Below are 15,694 nucleotides of genomic sequence, written 5' to 3'. Positions count from 1 at the left end.
TATATTGCGTCATATTATTTATTCATTATATTAGTCTTAACTCAAATAAGGGCATTTTGCAAAGAACAAGCAAGTGACTTATTGATAAAAAACAATTTTGCCTTTACTCGTCTAATTTATTGATCATGACTCGCGCATTCATTACCAACATTTTCGCTCGTGCTTCACGTTTTTGGAGCAAAGCCATAAACAGCAGGTCTGTCAGCGTATTTTGAGCCGTTCTCGATGAAATTGATGAGCTACGCCATTCGTTTTCTTCCGCAATACTTTCCAGTACATAATCTGATAATTGTGCTAAAGGAGAAAGCCTACTACGCGTAATTGCCACCACATTAGCGCCTTGTTTACGGGCAATGCTGGCAGCAGTCAGCATATCTTTACGTTTACCTGTAAACGAAATCACGATTTGAGTATCCTGCGGGGTCAAGGTCAGTGCGGCTGCAATTTGCACATGGTGATCCGATTCTACCAAGGTGGTGATACCAATCTTTTGTAATTTGTAACTTAAGTCTTTGGCCGTTAAGCCTGATCCCCCAATACCCACAATCTGTACACGTTGTGATTTATCAATGCTATCCACAATTTTTTCAAACATTTTAAAATCGAGATGACGCGTTGTTTCGGTGATGGAATAGTTTTTTTCCAGAGCCAACTTTTGTGCGACAACCATTAGGTTATCGCTCTGAGTGATACGATTATGCAACGCCACATGGGGGTTCGCTTCATCAAGTTGTTGACGACCAATAATTTCACTGAGTGCTAATTTGAGTGCCGGATATCCCTTCACGCCGACCTTTTGGCTAAATTTAACAATAGCAGATTGACTCACATTCAACGTTTCCGCCAGTTGCTGAGAAGATAAGCTAAGTACGCGCTCGGGTTTTTCGAGGATGTACTGAGCGATCTTACGTTGATTTTCAGCAAGCCTTGGCAGCAAACACGTGATGGTATCCAGTAAAGTCATCCTTATTCCTTATTCATTGCCTATGATTAAAAATAAATTATTCCTCGTAGAAAAATAGCATTACTTAGTATTAATCCCTTAAATTCAATAAGTAACTAATCACCTCTATCTAAATCATACAGAAATATTCTTTCATATTGACAATTCAGAATAGAGAGCACCGTGATCATTATCACATCACTGGAATAAATAATTCCTTAATATCCTTCCATTAACCGAAGTAGGAGTAATTTATTATGACCATTGACTTAAGCAAAATGGTAACGGAAAGTCGTAACGCAGCGAGCACCCATATCGATCAGTTGTCTACTCTTGATATGTTGCAAGTCATCAATAATGAAGATAAGCAAGTACCCTTTGCTGTCGAAAAAGTACTGCCACAAATAGCACAACTTGTCGACAAAGTCGCCCAAGCATTTCTCAATGGCGGTAGATTGATTTATTCAGGTGCAGGCACATCAGGTCGCCTCGGTATTTTGGATGCGAGTGAATGCCCTCCTACCTATGGCACTCCCCATGAACAAGTGATTGGTTTAATCGCTGGCGGTCACCAAGCCATTTTCCGTGCTGTTGAAAATGCGGAAGATAAACCAGAGCTGGGAGAGCAAGATCTGATTAACATCCAATTTAATCACAAAGATGTACTTGTCGGTATTGCCGCTAGTGGCCGTACACCTTATGTACTCGGTGCGCTGGCCTACGCACGCACAGTCGGCGCTGTGACAGCTTCCATTAGCTGTAACCCAAATAGTCCGGTCGCAAATGCAGCCGATATCGCTATTACACCTATTGTCGGACCAGAAGTCGTGACAGGTTCTTCACGCATGAAGGCAGGAACAGCACAGAAATTAGTGCTCAACATGATCACGACGGGTGCAATGATCCGTATTGGTAAAGTCTTCGGCAATTTAATGGTCGATGTTGAAGCAACCAATGCCAAGTTAGTTGAGAGACAAGTCAGAATCGTCATGGAAGCGACTGAATGTGACAGGGAAACCGCAGAATCCGCGTTACAACAATGTCAAAGACACTGCAAAACAGCAATTTTGATGATCTTATCTGGGCTAAATGCACATGAAGCACGTCAATTGCTATCAGACAATAATGGGTTTATTCGTACGGCGCTCAACGTCGCAAAGTCCGTTTAATAAACGGAAACTGATAGGGTAAATGGCATGGCTAAAATCACAAAAGAAATGATGCAGGAGATCCTGCAAAAGGTCGGCGGCAGTGCAAATATTAAGCAAGCGGGAAACTGTATGACTCGCTTGCGTTTAACACTCAACAATGACCAACTTGTCGATAAAACAGCAATTAAACAAATCGCTGGCGTCCTTGGCGTCATCGAAAGTGATGAGCAATTACAAATTGTTCTAGGGCCAGGTAAAGCTCAAACTGCTGCTGACCTAATGAATCAAATACTCGAAAGTGGTGAGCAGGTCGTTGACGAAAAAACAGATCCTTCATTAGCAACGAACCTAAGTGCACTTGCCTCATCGAATAAGCAACAGATGAAGCAGAAACAAACAAGTGCAGTGCATCGTTTTTTATCTAAGTTTGCCACCATTTTTACTCCCCTTATTCCTGGGTTTATTGCTGCCGGTCTACTACTCGGTTTCGCAACATTAGCGACTCAAACCTTCTATCCGGAAGGGTTACCTAAAACCCCAGAGCAACAGACATTTGGCGTGCACTTAATTCTTTATATGTCGGTGTTCAGCAAAGGGTTATTTAGCTTTTTAAGTATTTTAATTGGCTATAATGCCCAAAAAGCCTTCGGTGGTAGTGGAGTCAATGGCGCGATTATTGCCGCACTCTTTGTATTGGGTTATGACCCCAATGCAACCACTGGGGTGTTTTCAGGAATGACCAACTTTTTTGGTTGGGATATAGACCCTAGAGGCAGCATTATCGGTGTGTTAATCGCCTGTATTTTTGGTGCATGGGTTGAAAAACAGGTACGTAAAATTATTCCTGCTAACCTTGATATGATTTTAACTTCCACCATTACCTTACTGATTGTTGGTGCGGCGGCTTATGTGGTCATCATGCCATTAGGTAGCTGGTTATTCAGTGGTATGTCATGGCTATTTATGCACCTCAATGGTAATCCATTTGGAACCGCCGTATTAGCAGGTTTATTCTTGATCGCCGTGATGTTTGGGGTACACCAAGGATTTGTTCCCGTCTATTTTGCCTTAGTGGATGCCCAAGGCTTCAACTCATTATTCCCAATTTTGGCCATGGCGGGTGCTGGGCAAGTGGGTGCCGCTCTCGCACTCTATGCAAAAGCGAAAAAAGATTCGGTTTTACGTAATCAAATTCGCGGTGCCATCATTCCGGGCTTCCTTGGTATTGGAGAACCCCTGATCTATGGCGTCACCTTACCACGCGTGAAGCCTTTCGTGACGGCCTGTTTAGGGGGGGCTGCGGGTGGTTTCTTTATTGGTTTAATTGCTTGGATGGGCTTACCTGTCGGACTGAACACGGTGTTTGGCCCATCAGGTTTAGTTGCCATTCCGCTCATGACCTCTGCCCAAGGTGTGTTTGCAGGTATGTCGGTTTATGTCGGTGGCATTGCCGTCGCTTATGTGTGCGGATTTATTTTCACTTACTTCTTTGGTAGCAAAAATATCGATTTGGATTAAATGATAGGGGGAGCCACAATGATTAGGCTCCCCCCTTCATAAAGGTTTTTTGCCGTTTACCGCACATTTTTATTCAAGCCAAATCAAGAGGACGCAAGCTGCCGTTAATAGTCCCATCACTATATTAAAAATAAACCACGCACGACGGCTTCTTAAAAAATGGCCAATGAAGACTCCGCCAGCCATCCAAATTACCCCTGCCACTAAATTAACCATGACCACGGCAATACTCATTATAATAATCGATTGAGTAAACAGTTCTCCGGGGAGACTATAACTACCGACAGCACCGAGCCCCATCATCCAAGCTTTTGGATTTAAAAATTGTAACAACCCACCTTGATACCATTTGATGTTTTTGGCAACGGTACTCTCTGTTTTCAATGGTGAATAGCTGGCGGTTGCGGTTTTCCATGCCAACCACAATAAATATATACTACCAACGATTTTCATGCCGATATGTAATGCGGGATAAAGCAATAAAAGCGCTGCAACACCAAACGCGGAAAGGTAAAGTATAGACTGCATACCCAACATGATCCCCAATAATAAGGGAACACTGCGACGGAAACCATAATTGGCAGTGCTTGATGTTAACAACATGTTGTTAGGACCGGGTGTTATTGCTGCAATAAATAGAAACGTAAAAAGTGAAAAAACTAGTCCTAGACTCATTTATAATCAATCCTAACGATTAAGTGCACTTGCATCACAAAAAAATAACAGTATGTTATGTGCCCCACAAGGGTATTACTAAATTAAATAAGGCTATGTCAGAAAACTTTCGACCAATCAACTGGGCTAAGAATCCACACCTTCAAACATTATTGCCAAGGATCTTTCGACGTACACCGAAAATTAAGCCTATTTGGCAACGACTTGAGTTACCTGACGGTGACTTTATCGACCTTGCTTGGAGTGAAGCCCCTGAGCTGGCACGCGATAAACCGCGTTTAGTGATATTTCATGGCTTAGAAGGTAGTTTTAAAAGCCCTTATGCTCATGGCATGTTAGAAAGCGCCCAGAATCACGGTTGGTTAGGGGTGATCATGCATTTCCGAGGTTGTAGTGGTGAACCGAATCGTCAAAAGCGGATTTATCACTCAGGTGAAACCAGTGATGCGCGGTATTTTTTGCATTGGCTAAAACAGACTTGGGGAAATGTTCCAACCGCTGCTGTTGGCTATTCTCTTGGTGGTAATATGCTTGCTTGCTATTTAGCGGAAAGTGGTGATGAGGCAGACCTTGATGCAGGGGTTGTCGTATCTGCTCCTTTGATGCTAGAACCTTGTTCGATTCGCATGGAAAAGGGGTTTTCCCAATTCTATCAACGTTATTTACTGAATGGATTGAAACGTAATGCCACACGCAAACTGGTGCGTTACCCAGGTTCATTACCCCTAAATTTAGCGCAACTGAAGCAACTAAAACGTATTCGTGAGTTCGATGATGTGATCACGGCTAGGATCCATGGTTTCGAAAATGCGACAGATTATTATCAAAAATGCAGTGCGTTACCAAGGTTACCCCGTATTACCAAACCGACATTAATCATTCATGCCAAAGATGACCCTTTTATGGCACCTGATGTCGTGCCTGATTTAGCACATTTACCCGCGAATATCGAATATCAAATGACTGAACATGGTGGACATGTTGGTTTTGTTAGCGGTTCCTTTAGGAAACCAGAAATGTGGTTAGAAAAACGTATTCCTCAATGGTTAACAGCATATTTAAGTAAATAAACGTCATGATTATTCCTTGGAAAGATTTAGACCCTGACACTTTAGAAAACCTGATCGAAGCTTATGTCTTACGTGAAGGAACAGATTATGGTGAACATGAAAAGTCGTTACAACAAAAGGTAGACGACGTAAAACGGCTGTTAGTTTCAGGAGAAATTGTGCTAGTCTGGTCAGAATTACATGAATCTGTTAATTTTATGCCAAAAAGTCAGTTTCGCCCGTAAACCCGTTTCGCTCATGATTTTAATAAGCATGGACGCAAACGCAGCACAGGGAGTCCATGATGTCAAAAAAGCACCCAATTATTGCAATTACTGGTTCTAGTGGTGCCGGAACCACCTCCACAAGCTTAGCATTTCGTAAAATATTCCATCAGTTAAATATCCAAGCGGCAACATTAGAAGGGGATAGTTTCCACCGTTATACGCGTCCAGAAATGGATATGGCGATTCGCAAAGCAAGAGAACAAGGCCGCCACATCAGCTATTTTGGTCCCGAAGCGAATGATTTTTCATTGTTAGAACAGACCTTATTAGATTACAGCTTACAGGGTGGAGGTCAATCACGTAAATACCTTCATACCTATGATGAAGCTGTACCCTATGGGCTTCAGCCTGGCACATTCACACCGTGGGAACCCTTACCTGCAAATAGTGATGTTTTATTCTATGAAGGCTTGCATGGCGGTGTCGTCACGCCTGAAAACGATGTCGCACAGTACGTCGATTTATTAGTGGGTGTGGTTCCAATCGTTAACCTTGAATGGATCCAAAAATTGATCCGCGATACAACAGAACGGGGGCATTCACGAGAAGCCGTCATGGATTCCGTCGTACGTTCAATGGGTGACTATATTAATTATATTACCCCTCAATTTTCACGTACCCATATTAATTTCCAACGTGTACCGACTGTCGATACATCCAATCCATTTTCCGCTAAAGCGATTCCTTCACAAGATGAAAGTTTCATTGTCATTCGTTTTAGGGGGCTAGAACAGATCGACTTCCCTTATTTATTGTCGATGTTAAATGGTTCTTTTATATCCGCAATGAACACTATCGTTGTACCAGGTGGAAAATTAGGATTAGCGATGGAGTTAATCATGACACCGTTGGTCGAAAAACTCATAAAAAGAAAACATGATTAATAATAAATGATGCTTATTATTATTTAAAATAAGCATCATAAATTAAAAAATTTATATAATTAATAAATAAATTATTGGTTTTTGATTTCAAAACTGTGGGTAACAGTGACGGCTTTTTCTAACATTAATGAGACCGAGCAATATTTTTCAGCAGAAAGCTGAACAGCGCGTTCAACCGTTTTTTCCGTTAAATCCGTTCCCGTTACAATAAAGTGCAAATTAATATGGGTAAAATAACGAGGTGCTTCATCCCTACGCTGTGACGTTAATTTAACTTCACAACCCCTCACGTCATTACGGCCTTTTTGTAAAATAGAAACAACATCAACAGCACTACAACCGCCCGCAGCCATCAAGACCATTTCCATTGGGCTAGGCGCTTTATCACCGGAATTACCGTCCATCATAACTTGATGACCTGAAGCTGATTCGCCTAAAAAAGAGAGCCCTTCAACCCATTTAACTCTTGCTTCCATATTTTATTCCCCTAGGAAAAAGTTTATCTAAAAGATTACATTGTTACATAAACCCTTTCAATCAAATAGGCGCTTTATGATGCTGAATCGATAAAAACAAGACTTTCTGAGTTTAATATGTTACAAACAAAGTTCCACCTGATAGGGTTAAGATCAAAACTCAAGGTTTCAATTGATTATATTATAGTGTTGGTATTAACTTGCTCTATAATGCGAATTAATATGCTAAGCTAGTGACTTTAAAAAACCAGCTATTCTGGTGACGATTAACCGAATGGCTGTATTAACATACAGAGGATAACGCTAATGGTTCTCGGCAAGCCACAAACAGACCCTACTCTTGAATGGTTTTTGTCACACTGCCATATTCATAAATATCCATCCAAGAGCACTCTGATCCATCAGGGTGAAAAAGCAGAAACCCTTTACTATATCGTTAAAGGCTCAGTGGCTGTTTTAATCAAAGATGAAGAAGGCAAAGAAATGATCCTCTCCTATTTAAATCAGGGAGACTTCATTGGTGAACTAGGGTTATTTGAAGAAGGGCAAGAACGTTCAGCTTGGGTCAGAGCAAAAAGTGCCTGCGAAGTCGCTGAAATTTCTTATAAAAAATTTCGTCAGCTTATTCAGGTTAACCCTGATATCCTTATGCGCCTTTCCGCGCAAATGGCAAGCCGCCTACAAACCACATCAGAAAAAGTCGGTAATCTGGCTTTCCTTGATGTCACAGGCCGTATTGCTCAAACGCTACTTAATTTAGCGAAACAACCCGATGCGATGACGCATCCAGATGGAATGCAAATTAAGATCACACGCCAAGAGATTGGCCAAATTGTCGGTTGTTCCCGCGAAACGGTTGGTCGCATCTTAAAAATGCTAGAAGACCAAAACCTTATCTCCGCGCATGGTAAAACTATCGTGGTGTACGGTACTCGATAAACCTATAATTCGTCTGACCTCAATTGCATAATGGCTTTATATCTTTGATATAGAGCCATTTTCCTTCGATATCACCACAAAACCAGCAAATAGCATAAGTATCGTTATTTTATATTATTCATATCCACTAAAAAATAAAATCTAGAATAATTAATATACTATTATTTAAAGGTTTTATTAAAATGAAAACAAGTCAACATCACCCATCCGTAAAATATATCAACCAAACAGTAGCGGCTCATGCAGAGATGCTCAAACGTGGCAATCTGACAACTGAAACAATCGCTGAATCATGTCGTATAAAAAGAAATAATCTAGAAGCAAAGTATAAGTTTCTTAACGAAATACATAGCACTAAGCCAACCTCAATCACCTTATCGACACCCGTAAAATACGATGATAACGCATGTCAGGTACAGCAAACTAAAATCGATGTAGCAATCAATACCGCCAATATTCTCAATAAGAGCCAGCTCCCTTCTTTACCCTCATTATCGTTACCCTTTTCCTATTCATTAAAACCAAGCATGTCAAAAAATACGATTAAAACAAATGAGCGTCATATCTGTGATAACCAATCAACCTCCCCATTAAATGTGAAGAGACCGACGTCTGAATGTCATCTTCAACAAAAACTTGAGCAGTTGAAATCTAAATGTCATCACGTGTTAGATAAATTAGAGGCTAATCGCTATTCTGCTGAATCTCTAAAAGATCGCTCAATGCTCTACCTGAAAAAATCAGAACTCAATGCAAGCCTTATTGGTACAAACTATTCAGAACTGGATTTAGTTTGGTATATGGATAAAAAAGAACAAACTCAATCCGAGAAAGACACCATTATTAAACACTTCACTCAACCGAAACCAATTTCATATCAAAAAGGAAGTCGCATTCCCCTCAAAATAGCCACCACGACTAAGGAACTCAATCCACCGAAAAAGGAACAGTCAATTCATCAGACCGCTCATGTCATCTCTTCTCATTATCAAGGCACTGGACGCGTCATTATAAATGGGCAAGTTAAAAGAGGTCTGACTGAAATAGCATTATCCCCTTGCGTTTCTGAAACTCACAACAAGGCAGATCCCCAACAAATACAAAATAAGGGAAACCGCATTAATCACACAAAAAATATAAGCACGCAAAGTTCTCGTAAAATAAAAAAAACGATTACTCCAAATAATGCTCAAAATGCTCCTGTTATTATTCGAAAAACATTTGCGACATTAGAGGAACAGCAGGCGTCAGTAGAAAGGTTATACAAAAAAAGATAATGATCTAATCTACTCATCAATGGTTAAAAACTCAAAGAGGTTAATACCTCTTTGAGTAAAAGACATTTATTTATTTTTTAATACGTTTTCAATCACTGTTTCTAATTTTTTCATACCACTATTAATTTCTTCCTCAGAAATAATTAATGATGGAGTAAAGCGTAATACATTTGGCCCAGCATTGAGCATCATTAATCCCTCAATGGCACACGCCTGTAAAATCTCTTTCGAACGATGATTGAGTTGGTTTTTCAATTCTGCACCAATTAATAACCCTTTCCCTCTGATCTCAGCAAAAATATCATATTTTTCATTGAGCTTATTCAAGTGGGAAACAAATAGCTCATGTCGCTTGATGACACCATCCAACACTTTTGGTGTATTGATAATATCAAACGCCGCATTACCGACAGCACAAGCTAACGGATTTCCACCATAAGTCGTACCGTGTGTACCAAGCCCCATTTCTTGCGCTATTTCATGGGTGGTCAGCATCGCACTAATAGGAAAACCGCCACCAAGAGCTTTCGCAGTGGTCAGAATATCGGGTGCCACACCATAATCCATATAAGAGAATAACTTACCAGTACGCCCCATACCACTTTGCACTTCATCAAAGACCAATAGAGCCTTATTATCATCGCATAACTGACGTACGCCTTGTATAAACGCTTGCGTTGCAGCAGTGACGCCCCCTTCCCCTTGTACAGGTTCCAATACGACCGCACATGTATTTTCATCAATGACCGCTTTGACCGCATCAAGGTCATTAAATGGCACATGAATAATATCAGCGGGTTTTGGTCCAAAGCCATCCGCATATTTGGCTTGCCCTCCAACTGATACGGTAAAAAAGGTACGACCATGAAAGGCTTGCTTAAAAGCGATGATCTTCGTTTTATATGGATTGTATTTAGTGATAGCGTAATGACGCGCTAATTTAAATGCGGCTTCATTGGCTTCAGCACCAGAGTTTGCAAAAAAGACACGTTCAGCAAAAGTGGCTTCAATTAGCTTTTGAGCCAATCTTAGCGCAGGCTCATTGGTAAAAATATTACTCACATGCCACAGCTTTTCGCTCTGTTCACGAACTGCATCAACTAAAGCAGGATGGCAATGACCGAGTGCTAACACCGCAATCCCACCAGCAAAGTCGATATACTCTTTATCTTGCTGGTCCCAAACTCGGCTACCTTCCCCACGAACAGGAATGAATTCTGCCGGAGAATAAATAGGTAACATCACCTCATCATAGGTCTGCCGATTTACTGCTTGTTGTTCTTTCATACCCCTCACCTGCTTTTGCTTAGTGCTTAAGTGAAAATATAAGCAATAAATATGAATAAAAAATCACAAAAGAGCAATAGCTAAGCGAGTGATGAAGTGAATTTTATTTTTTTGTTGAAATAAGCAAAATCTAGTATTTTAGGAAATTATTCAGTAGATCATGACCTTGCTCACTCAAAATACTTTCTGGGTGAAACTGAACACCTTCGATTGGTAGGGTTTTATGACGTATTCCCATAATTTCATCCACATCACCGTTATTCAGTGACCATGCGGACACATCAAAAGATGCTGGCAATGTTTCCGCGGCAATGACGAGGGAATGATAACGAGTTACCGTAAGCGGCCTATTTAACCCTTTAAAAACCCCTTGATGATTATGATGAATAGCAGAAGTCTTGCCGTGCATCACTTCTCTTGCTTTCACAACCGTGGCTCCAAAGGCTTGACCGATCGCTTGATGACCAAGGCAAATCCCTAAAATTGGAATTTTACCTGCAAAATATTTAATGGCTTCAAGAGAGATCCCTGCCTCATCAGGCGTGCAAGGTCCTGGTGAGATCACTAGGTGTGTAGGCGCTAATAATTCTATCTCTTCGATAGAAATTTCATCATTACGTTTAACGAGTACTTCTGCGCCTAATTCGCAAAAGTATTGATATAAGTTATAAGTAAATGAATCGTAATTATCAATAAGTAAAAGCATAGTAGCCTATCCGACTGATTTTTATCATTATATATTATATCCCCAGCATAGTTTACTACCATTAGCAATCAGAATACGAGCTAAAAAGCAGTGAAAAATAATAAGGGGCGGGTATCATAACACAGCCGAGGCAGGAAAATAGCCTATTTAAATCAAGTAATCCAATTTATCTAAACCATTTTCCATATAAAAATCATGGGATTATATTTACATACTGATAACAAATTATTCTTAATTAATAAAATAATAATTCTTAACTCTACAAGCATTCATTCGATTAAACGATTTCAGCTTTAGGGTATGACATCACATACCCTAAATCAGTTTATCGCTGAAAAACCAACTTACCCTGCACAAAAGTAGCCTGTATTTCTCCTGCGGTATCACAGAGTGTTAAATTCGCTTGCTTACCAGGCGCGATGGAACCCAAACGGTCAGCAATCCCTAACGCTTTTGCCGGATATAAACTGCCATGTAGCCATGCTTGTGCGAAAGATATATTGCAAGCTTGCTGTAGCGTGCTCACTCCCCGTTCTAAGGTCAAGGTACTCCCCGCGAGACTACCGCTTTCAGTTCGAACGACACCATTTTTCATCTGAACCGTCATTTCACCGAGAGAGTATTCACCATCTGGCATACCGGCCGCACACATTGCATCTGTAATCAACAACAAACGTTCCCCACAACAACGGTAAACCACGTTGATTGCAGCTGGATGCACATGGTGACCATCACAGATTAATTCCACCTGATATTGGTCGTGAGTTAATGCAGCACCAACCATACCCGGCTCACGGTGGTGTAGACCATTCATTCCGTTGTAGCAATGGACAACCCCATCCGCACCTTGATTTAACCCTTGTTGCGTTAATGCATAATCTGCGCTTGAATGACCAATCATGACACGCACTCCCTGTGACTTTAACCAAGGTATTAGCTCAAGTGACGTTGGATGCTCAGGGGCTAGCGCCACACATTTTAAACTACCTTCTGCAACCGCTATCCATCGCTGTAACAAGGCTTTTTCCGGTTGATGTAATAAATGTTGTGGATGAGCCCCTTTATGTTGTGCCGTAAAAAATGGCCCTTCAAGATAGCTCCCTAAAATTTCGGCACCATCCACACCTTGTTTTTGGCTGTTTTTAACTTGAACCAATGCTCGTTCAATAGCGTTATGATGAGCAGTAACTGTTGTTGCCAAAAACGCACCAACACCTTTTGATGCTAAGAAACGAGAGATATTATTGAGTGATTCATGGGTCGCATCCATCACATCAGCACCCGCGCTTCCGTGAATATGGGTATCAATAAGTGCAGGTAATAATGTGAATGGCGACGGCTGTTCCGCAGACTGCGTATTCGGGATCACACGCTGGATACCCCCATGATCATCCAATATGACTAAAACATTATCCGCCCACCCCGAAGGCAATAATGCCCTACGAACATATATCTGCTTATTTGATTTAATCATCTTACATCCTATCAATGCCTCTTGTATGTATAAGTGAGTGCCACTTACATCATACCGGCACTCCCACAAATCGTAATTTTACTTTCAACAACTTTGCGCATGGCCTCTTTACCCGGTGTGATATATTTGCGAGGGTCGTTAGCATCTGGATGCTCGGCAAAATGCGCTTTGACAGCATCAGCAAAAGCAATTTTTAAATCTGTTGCCACGTTGACTTTACACACACCAAGCGAAATAGCCCGTTTAATCATGTTTTCAGGGATCCCTGAAGCCCCATGTAATACCAGAGGAATATCAACCTGCTGCTTAATCGCTGCTAGGCGCTCAAAATCAAGGTGAGGTTCGCCATGGTACAAACCATGCGCTGACCCTATCGCGACGGCTAAGGAATCAATGCCTGTCCGCGTGATATACTCTTTTGCTGCCATCGGATCAGTATAGAAGCTATCTTTACTGTCGACGACCAAATCATCTTCTTGCCCACCTAATCGTCCTAGCTCAGCTTCAACGCTAACATCATAGTTTTGACAATACCTCACCACTTTCTTGACCGTTTCGATGTTTTGCTCAAAAGCAAAGTGAGAACCATCAATCATCACAGAACGAATGCCTGCTCTGACTTTATGGCAAATATCGTCATACTCTTCATGATGATCAAGATGCAACGCAATAGGTAGACGGTTCACCCGTGCCGCTTCACGACAAATTGAGACCATGTATTCCAAACCCGCATAAGTAAAAGTGCTTGGTGTGCCGGCAAGAATAACGGGGGATGACATCGCTGCTGCCGTTTCAACAACAACTTGAACCGTTTCTAGGTTATGGACATTAAAAGCCGGTACCGCATAACCACGGTATTGTGCTTTTTTCAGCATTTCACGGTTAGAAATTAAATACATATACTCTCCTTAAATGCCATCATAATTCACAACAGCGTCTTTTTCACGTTGTTGCTCATGCCACAAACTGGTTAAACCGCGGTGCCCACATTCCAATGCCATATCTCGAAATTCGGCGACTGACATACCGTCGCGCTCTAGCATCATTTCTGCTGCCATTTGCATATTGGTTCCGGTGATAACTTGATAATTTTCATTTTCTAGCGCCATCAATGACGCCTGCCGAAATGGAGATCCCCCTAATAAGTCAGTGAGAAAAACAACCCCCTCCCCTCGGTCACATTGCTGGCTCGCCTTTTTTAAGGCCTGCTGGAGCGTGTCGGTACACATACCTTCAGGAAAATCGATAGCAACACATTGTTCTTGCGGGCCTATCACCTGTTGTACTGCTTGTAATAGGCCACTCGCAAATCCCCCATGACCTGTAATCACTACACCTAACATTTGCCAACCCCTTATAAGAATCCAACTAATTTACCAAGCACGCCAAATACCACAGTGACACCAATGAGTTTCACGGGTGAAAAGCCCTTTTTCATTAGCCAGTAGACAAGCAATGTAAAACTGAGAGGCAATAAATTTGGCATCAGTTTGTCTAATACGTCTGTTTGTAGCGCCACTTTAGCTTCACCGGCCGTCATGACTAACGGTGTAGAGAGATGCACATAAGAAGCCACGAGGGCACCGATCACCGTCATCCCAACAATGGAAGCAGCATGAGAAATATTCTTTGTGTGTGCTTTTAGCATGGCTATCGCTTTTGTTCCTGCTCGATAGCCGTAATGAGCCAATCCAAAACGTAACGCAAAATGCACGATGTTAAACATCAGCAGGAAAATGATGGGACCAAATAAACTTCCTTGCAGAGCGAGTGAGGCGCCAATACCGGCACAAATGGGCAATAACGTCAGCCAGAACAGCGCATCCCCAATGCCACCTAACGGCCCCATTAACGCTATTTTCACAGCGCGAATCGTCGAGATTTTCTCTTTACTGCGCTCCATCGCCAGCACTAAACCCGATAAAAATGTCACATCAAACGGGTGCACGTTGATAAATTCCATGTGCATTTTCATCGAATTCGATAAGTCTTCCGGCTTTTTATGAATTTTACATAGTGCTGGGATCAGCGTATAAAGCCAGCCGCCCGCTTGCATACGTTCATAGTTAAAAGAAGCCTGTAGTAGTAATGAGCGCAGCGCCATAACGTTAATATCACGGTTAGTGAGCCCTGTTGCAGGTTCGCTATCAAGGTAATCATCACGCTCTACCTGACTCGTTGCCATCGCTTGAGCCATTCGCTGCTCCGCTTTTGCTGCCAGAGCTTCATCATTGTCATTAAATGCCATCATTCATCTCCTGAGCAACTTTCGGTGAGCTGCCGTTATCATTGTTGTCATTGCGAGTACGGTTGAAGAAATCAATCAGTGCGATTGCGAATGCCCCCAGCGCGACCGCGATAATAGGCATGTTTAAGAACGTCACTGAAATAAAACCAAGAATAAAATAGGCAACATAGGTCTTTTTCATCATGATTTTCATCAGTAATGAGAAACCAATCGCTGGCATCATTCCACCGGCTACGGCTAACCCATCCAAAAGCCATTGCGGCGCTTTTTGTACCATGGCACTTGCGGCATCAGCACCAAAGTAAATGGGTAAGAAAGCAACAATAAAGTAGAAAGAAAATAGAATAAGGATCCCAAAATAGTTCACCATCTCAATACCGCGCCAATTGAGCTTTTTCACCATTTCGTCGCATTTATGCATCATAGGCGAATAAAGTGTGAACAACAGTGTGATACAACCTTGTACGGCGATAGAAAATGGAACCGCAATACCGATAGCAACTTTAGGATCAGCCTGTGTCATGATGGCAAATGTTGTTCCAATAATGCCGCCAATAACGACGTTAGGTGGTTGAGCCCCAGCAAGTGGCACCATTCCCATCCAAACCAATTCCAATGTTCCGCCGACTAATAATCCAGTTTGAACATCTCCTAAAATCAATCCAACAATGGGGCCAATCACCACGGGTCGATGAAAGTGCGTCAAGCCATTAAATAAATCGACCCCAGCAATCCCCGCAATTAAAGCGATAAGTAGTGCGTCAGCCAGCATACTGACCT

17 protein-coding genes are annotated in these 15,694 nt (G+C 41.8%); 7 read left to right on the top strand and 10 right to left on the bottom strand.

Features of this window, described 5'->3' with window-relative positions; genetic code table 11:
- Nucleotides 1–103: 103 nt before the first annotated feature.
- On the bottom strand, nt 104–964 hold the full coding sequence (locus tag ACWPW6_RS01665; RefSeq protein ID WP_154623254.1) for a MurR/RpiR family transcriptional regulator: 861 nt from the start codon (nt 962–964) through the stop codon (nt 104–106).
- Between the two features lie 236 nt (nt 965–1,200).
- On the opposite strand from ACWPW6_RS01665, the gene murQ reads away from it, so the two are divergent.
- Both murQ and murP read left to right on the top strand, forming a co-directional pair.
- Entirely contained in the window at nt 1,201–2,112 is a 912-nt protein-coding gene (gene murQ / locus ACWPW6_RS01660; protein WP_154623253.1) for an N-acetylmuramic acid 6-phosphate etherase, read from the top strand.
- Between the two features lie 27 nt (nt 2,113–2,139).
- On the top strand, nt 2,140–3,612 hold the full coding sequence (gene murP, locus ACWPW6_RS01655) for a PTS N-acetylmuramic acid transporter subunit IIBC (RefSeq protein WP_163860554.1): 1,473 nt from the start codon (nt 2,140–2,142) through the stop codon (nt 3,610–3,612).
- Nucleotides 3,613–3,681: 69 nt separating this feature from the next.
- On the opposite strand, the gene ACWPW6_RS01650 is transcribed toward murP, so the two are convergent.
- Nucleotides 3,682–4,287: a LysE family translocator gene (locus ACWPW6_RS01650; protein ID WP_154623251.1), complete on the bottom strand. Its 606-nt coding sequence runs from the start codon at nt 4,285–4,287 to the stop codon at nt 3,682–3,684.
- A 95-nt stretch (nt 4,288–4,382) separates the two neighbouring features.
- Here ACWPW6_RS01650 and ACWPW6_RS01645 point away from each other — a divergent pair, with 95 nt between their 5' ends.
- Genes ACWPW6_RS01645 through ACWPW6_RS01635 form a run of 3 tightly spaced genes read left to right on the top strand, consistent with a single transcriptional unit; the run spans nt 4,383 to nt 6,507 of the window.
- Nucleotides 4,383–5,357 (top strand): hydrolase, encoded by a 975-nt coding sequence (locus ACWPW6_RS01645; protein ID WP_163860553.1) that lies wholly within the window; start codon nt 4,383–4,385, stop codon nt 5,355–5,357.
- Between the two features lie 5 nt (nt 5,358–5,362).
- Nucleotides 5,363–5,581: a YheU family protein gene (locus tag ACWPW6_RS01640; protein WP_154623249.1), complete on the top strand. Its 219-nt coding sequence runs from the start codon at nt 5,363–5,365 to the stop codon at nt 5,579–5,581.
- A gap of 59 nt (nt 5,582–5,640) precedes the next feature.
- Nucleotides 5,641–6,507, top strand: a complete 867-nt coding sequence (locus ACWPW6_RS01635) for a phosphoribulokinase (protein ID WP_154635710.1) — start codon at nt 5,641–5,643, stop codon at nt 6,505–6,507.
- Nucleotides 6,508–6,578: 71 nt separating this feature from the next.
- On the opposite strand, the gene ACWPW6_RS01630 is transcribed toward ACWPW6_RS01635, so the two are convergent.
- Nucleotides 6,579–6,983, bottom strand: coding sequence for an OsmC family protein (locus ACWPW6_RS01630; RefSeq protein ID WP_154635684.1), 405 nt, complete (start codon nt 6,981–6,983; stop codon nt 6,579–6,581).
- Between the two features lie 306 nt (nt 6,984–7,289).
- Between ACWPW6_RS01630 and crp the strand changes: the two genes are divergently transcribed.
- Together crp and ACWPW6_RS01620 are read left to right on the top strand one after the other, a co-directional pair.
- Complete coding sequence (crp, locus tag ACWPW6_RS01625) at nt 7,290–7,922, top strand: cAMP-activated global transcriptional regulator CRP (protein ID WP_004923862.1); 633 nt, start codon at nt 7,290–7,292, stop codon at nt 7,920–7,922.
- Nucleotides 7,923–8,104: 182 nt separating this feature from the next.
- Nucleotides 8,105–9,199, top strand: coding sequence for a hypothetical protein (locus tag ACWPW6_RS01620; RefSeq protein ID WP_249999709.1), 1,095 nt, complete (start codon nt 8,105–8,107; stop codon nt 9,197–9,199).
- A gap of 66 nt (nt 9,200–9,265) precedes the next feature.
- Here ACWPW6_RS01620 and ACWPW6_RS01615 read toward each other — a convergent pair whose 3' ends face one another.
- The 7 genes from ACWPW6_RS01615 to agaW form a co-directional block, all read right to left on the bottom strand.
- Nucleotides 9,266–10,486, bottom strand: coding sequence for an aspartate aminotransferase family protein (locus tag ACWPW6_RS01615; RefSeq protein WP_249999706.1), 1,221 nt, complete (start codon nt 10,484–10,486; stop codon nt 9,266–9,268).
- Between the two features lie 130 nt (nt 10,487–10,616).
- Entirely contained in the window at nt 10,617–11,192 is a 576-nt protein-coding gene (locus tag ACWPW6_RS01610; protein WP_154622466.1) for an aminodeoxychorismate synthase component II, read from the bottom strand.
- 325 nt (nt 11,193–11,517) lie between these two features.
- On the bottom strand, nt 11,518–12,666 hold the full coding sequence (gene nagA, locus ACWPW6_RS01605) for an N-acetylglucosamine-6-phosphate deacetylase (RefSeq protein WP_454209254.1): 1,149 nt from the start codon (nt 12,664–12,666) through the stop codon (nt 11,518–11,520).
- A gap of 44 nt (nt 12,667–12,710) precedes the next feature.
- Complete coding sequence (locus tag ACWPW6_RS01600; RefSeq protein ID WP_196713869.1) at nt 12,711–13,565, bottom strand: tagatose bisphosphate family class II aldolase; 855 nt, start codon at nt 13,563–13,565, stop codon at nt 12,711–12,713.
- Nucleotides 13,566–13,574: 9 nt separating this feature from the next.
- Complete coding sequence (gene agaF / locus ACWPW6_RS01595) at nt 13,575–14,009, bottom strand: PTS galactosamine/N-acetylgalactosamine transporter subunit IIA (RefSeq protein WP_249999701.1); 435 nt, start codon at nt 14,007–14,009, stop codon at nt 13,575–13,577.
- Between the two features lie 11 nt (nt 14,010–14,020).
- Entirely contained in the window at nt 14,021–14,914 is an 894-nt protein-coding gene (locus ACWPW6_RS01590) for a PTS system mannose/fructose/sorbose family transporter subunit IID (protein ID WP_250000482.1), read from the bottom strand.
- Nucleotides 14,904–15,686, bottom strand: a complete 783-nt coding sequence (gene agaW / locus ACWPW6_RS01585) for a PTS N-acetylgalactosamine transporter subunit IIC (RefSeq protein WP_154622080.1) — start codon at nt 15,684–15,686, stop codon at nt 14,904–14,906. The genes ACWPW6_RS01590 and agaW overlap by 11 nt, the downstream gene beginning before the upstream one ends.
- Nucleotides 15,687–15,694 lie beyond the last annotated feature (8 nt).

This window comes from Providencia sp. Marseille-Q8014, from assembly GCF_965112055.1.
The sequence above is the reverse complement of the archived record's forward strand: the minus strand, read 5'-3'. Positions and strand labels throughout refer to the sequence as shown.